This is a genomic window from Vibrio makurazakiensis (genome assembly GCF_050337375.1).
Taxonomy (GTDB): domain Bacteria; phylum Pseudomonadota; class Gammaproteobacteria; order Enterobacterales; family Vibrionaceae; genus Vibrio; species Vibrio makurazakiensis.
In genome coordinates this window covers 1-3310 of sequence record NZ_JAKJSW010000323.1, presented here as the reverse complement: position 1 = coordinate 3310, position 3310 = coordinate 1, and the positions used below count along the sequence as shown (strand labels likewise).

Genomic DNA, 3310 nt, shown 5'->3' with positions numbered 1-3310 from the left:
CTTTTTTACTACTCAAAAGACTCTGGTGAAACTTGTAAGAGAAATGTGGAGCAGCCTTGTAACAGTAGCCAAAATGATTTTCTTCAATCCTAAAAGGCTTTCAGCAGGAGAACTTACTAAAGAAGTTATTCGAGTCTTATCTACAGGTGTGTCAGTCGTACTTGGAGCGCTGTTGAATCAACACCTTGCTAGTTTATTGACTTTCCCATTAGGGTCAGAAATTGCTGCGTTTATAAGTGCGGTTGCTTCAGGGCTTATGACTCTCGGTTTTTCATATTTCTTAGACTATAGCGAAATGATGTCGAAGGTATGGAAGTACTTAGATTCTTTTAAAAGTGAAGCTAAAAAGACACTTGAATACTTCCAAAATGTGAACGAGAAGCTTGATGAATATCTACTAGAGTTAGCAGCAATAGAATTTAATATAGACAGTAATGAGCTAAGAGTATTTGCAGATAATTTAGTTATTGTTAATTGTGAAGTAGAAAAAGGTAACTTACTAGCTCAAGAAGTGAAGCGAAGAAATATCGAATTACCATTTGAAGCAAACAACATTAGCAGCACTCGTGATTGGCTAAAAAGCTTATGAGTCTCAAACCTTTTCCTTGTAACCAATGTGGTAAGTGCTGTTCCAATGTTCATCTATCTGAATTAACCCAAGCTTTAGACCGAGGGGACGGAGTCTGTCGTCATTTGAACGAAGATATACGTTGTAGCATATATGATAAACGACCAGAGATATGTCGAATTGAGCTTCAGTATCAATTGAATTATGCAAAGCAGTACTCTTGGGATGAATTTATTGCAGTCAACCTAGAAGTGTGTGAATCATTAGGAAAGCAAAATGTTGAGTAAAATAATGTCTATGTTCAGCACTGTGGACTTGAGCCATCGTGAACCAGGTGGTGAATCTTGGTTTTACAAAGTATCAGAGTCATGTGAATTTACTGAGTATGAATGCCGATCTGGTATGACTTCTGTCACTGTTCATATTGAAAAAGGCTTTGATTATACCTTAATTAATAGGGAGGTTATCTTTGATAATCTGGAGCAGATAAGACATATGTCTGACCATGTAGATCTCTTTGATTTTTACGGTTATGAGTTTAGTTCATTTGTTAATGAATGGCTTATAGGGGCGTATGATTATTTGAAATCAGAGAGGTTCTTCATCATGGATGTTAATAAAGTGAAAAGCTCCAACGATGTAAAATTAACCTACTTACTAGATGCGGCTTCTATTCTGTACAAATACTCCGCTGTCGTAGCGTCTGAGCTATCTAATAAATCAGGGAGTCAGGCGGCTAATGTTTGAAAATATAGATAAACATTTCGAAAGCGCCTTAGAGCGCTTTGATGGATCGGCAAAGGCAGCAAAAAAAGTGGCGGAAACGACTAAAAGCGTTGACCTTGGCATTGATGAAGAAAAGCTAGCAGGACTATTAGATTTAGTCGATCAGCGTATCAATAAAGTGGCTACTGATATTCGCAATGAAATGGCTGAAGAACGAAAGCTAATCGTTAAGCATGAAAAGAAATCTTTAATTATTAACATTGGTATTGCGATTATGGCTGTTGTGGCGTTTGTTTTTAATCGACTTCTGGGCTAAAAATGAAGTTTATCGCTATATTTGTATTTTTTCTTTATGGTGTAATTAGTTTGGCTTTTAAAGCAAGAAAAGTTTTGAAGGGTGACAAATAATGCTCAATAAATTTAAGGCATCCATGCCAGGATTCGATGTTAATTCACTACTAAAAAGTGTCAAAGATTCTCTAACAGAAATGAAAACAGAAGACTTGGTGGGAGGTAGAGATGCACCRTCTTGTGAGATTGTYAAGATTAGAGATGGAAAATTACCGTCAGTAGTTATAATTAATGGTTTTATGAGTGAGAATGGAGAGTGTTCAAAAGATTGGTTTGAAATTGTTGATGAGCTATATCCAGATAATCAGGTTGTTCGTGTTCAATGGAAAGCAGGCAATTTCAAAGACATGGTGTTTGATAAAGGAGTTGTTCCTAATGCTAAGATTGCCAGTGGTAGCAAGCTAGGGTTTGCTGCAACCTTAATGGCTAGAACAAACTTGATTGGTATGATAGCTACGGCTGGTGGCTTTGTTGTTGATAAAGTTATTGGACACTGGAAAGCATCTTTTCATGAAACTCGTCATGTTGCTGTAAGTCTAGCAAACTACCTTGAGAATGATGTTCAATTTGAAAGCTGTATCTTAATGGGACATTCACTAGGCGGTCGCATTGTAAGGCACACCTTAAATGAATTAAGTACGGCAAACAGGGTTTCTGTGGCTTATGTTTTGGCAGGCGCAGTATCAAGTGATGATGAGCAATGGCAACCTATTTTGGAGAAACATAATCGTTTAAAGCTCATCAATTGTATGTCGATGAAAGATTATGTCCTAAAAAGTGCTTATAAAGCAGGGACTCTGTGGGATCATGAGCCTGCAGGTTTATCTACAGTGATGGACTCTAATGAGAATACAGTGAATTTAGATGTGACGGACTATGCATCTGGGCATACTGACTATAAACAGAGATTACTTGGTCAGTACTTGAATCAGAAACTACAGCAACATAATGAAACTTTATTAGTTAGTTGATATTGTTCACAGTTCTTATTGATGCAACCAGAATAAATTTGGTCACTTTTCTTCACATATAATTATGCATGTCATACGAATGCCAATCCAACCAACGAAGACTTTGTGATTGCACAGCAGTCAGTCGAGCTACTGTAATATATTCTGAAATAAGATAATGAAAAGCGAGCCTAGTGCTCGCTTTTTTGGTTTTGTAAGTTCGAGAGCGTAGGAGGCGCTAGTAAACTTTCGCCCTATTATGAGCAGCGTAATAAAGTACAAACAGTGCCAATTGAAACTAGCCTGATTTTTTATAATTCCTGCAACTTTAATTAAATGGACCAATTTGGTCATTCTTGAAATGAATTGTTTATAAATAAATTGATAAGTCTTATCTACAATTTCTCATACTAATCCTCGTACGCTACGACTAATGTCTAACTACTAACCTCTGTTTGTTTATTTAGGGTTGGTATAGAGTGTTAGTGACTGAATTATAATGAATATTTTTAGTGATAGGTTAGTGTTTTATTCCTATTGAACGGTAGGTTTTTAAAGCTATGAAAAATAATGCCCACACTCTTCGTTGTTATAAGTTCGATTAGTAATGGGTTGTCTTCAGTATTTAATAATGGTCGTAATTTATAAATAACGTTTGTTGGGATAACACACCTTAGAGTGTGAACGAAAGGAATCAAAATGAGTAGTACTTTAG

At 36.3% G+C, this 3310-nt stretch carries 4 protein-coding genes and 1 pseudogene; all 5 read left to right on the top strand.

All coding sequences use genetic code 11. From position 1 onward, the window contains the following. Positions 1-589: pseudogene (locus L4C33_RS20805) on the top strand (ATPase); the annotation flags it as partial. Next, on the top strand, positions 586-855 hold the full coding sequence (locus L4C33_RS20800) for a YkgJ family cysteine cluster protein (RefSeq protein WP_428814300.1): 270 nt from the start codon (positions 586-588) through the stop codon (positions 853-855). The pseudogene L4C33_RS20805 and the gene L4C33_RS20800, both read left to right, overlap by 4 nt. Next, complete coding sequence (locus L4C33_RS20795) at positions 845-1315, top strand: hypothetical protein (RefSeq protein ID WP_428814299.1); 471 nt, start codon at positions 845-847, stop codon at positions 1313-1315. The genes L4C33_RS20800 and L4C33_RS20795 overlap by 11 nt, the downstream gene beginning before the upstream one ends. Beyond that, on the top strand, positions 1308-1610 hold the full coding sequence (locus L4C33_RS20790) for a hypothetical protein (protein WP_428814298.1): 303 nt from the start codon (positions 1308-1310) through the stop codon (positions 1608-1610). Before L4C33_RS20795 ends, L4C33_RS20790 begins: the two co-directional genes overlap by 8 nt. Positions 1611-1701: 91 nt before the next feature. Continuing rightward, the gene (locus L4C33_RS20785) at positions 1702-2616 is read left to right on the top strand and encodes a DUF726 domain-containing protein (protein ID WP_428814297.1); all 915 of its coding nucleotides are present in this window, start codon (positions 1702-1704) and stop codon (positions 2614-2616) included. Positions 2617-3310 lie beyond the last annotated feature (694 nt).

Excerpts from the sequence above, each read along its gene's own strand:
- L4C33_RS20795 (WP_428814299.1), top strand. The coding sequence starts at position 845 with ATGTTGAGTAAAATAATGTCTATGTTCAGCACTGTGGACTTGAGCCAT.
- L4C33_RS20790 (WP_428814298.1), top strand. The coding sequence starts at position 1,308 with ATGTTTGAAAATATAGATAAACATTTCGAAAGCGCCTTAGAGCGCTTT.
- L4C33_RS20800 (WP_428814300.1), top strand. The coding sequence starts at position 586 with ATGAGTCTCAAACCTTTTCCTTGTAACCAATGTGGTAAGTGCTGTTCC.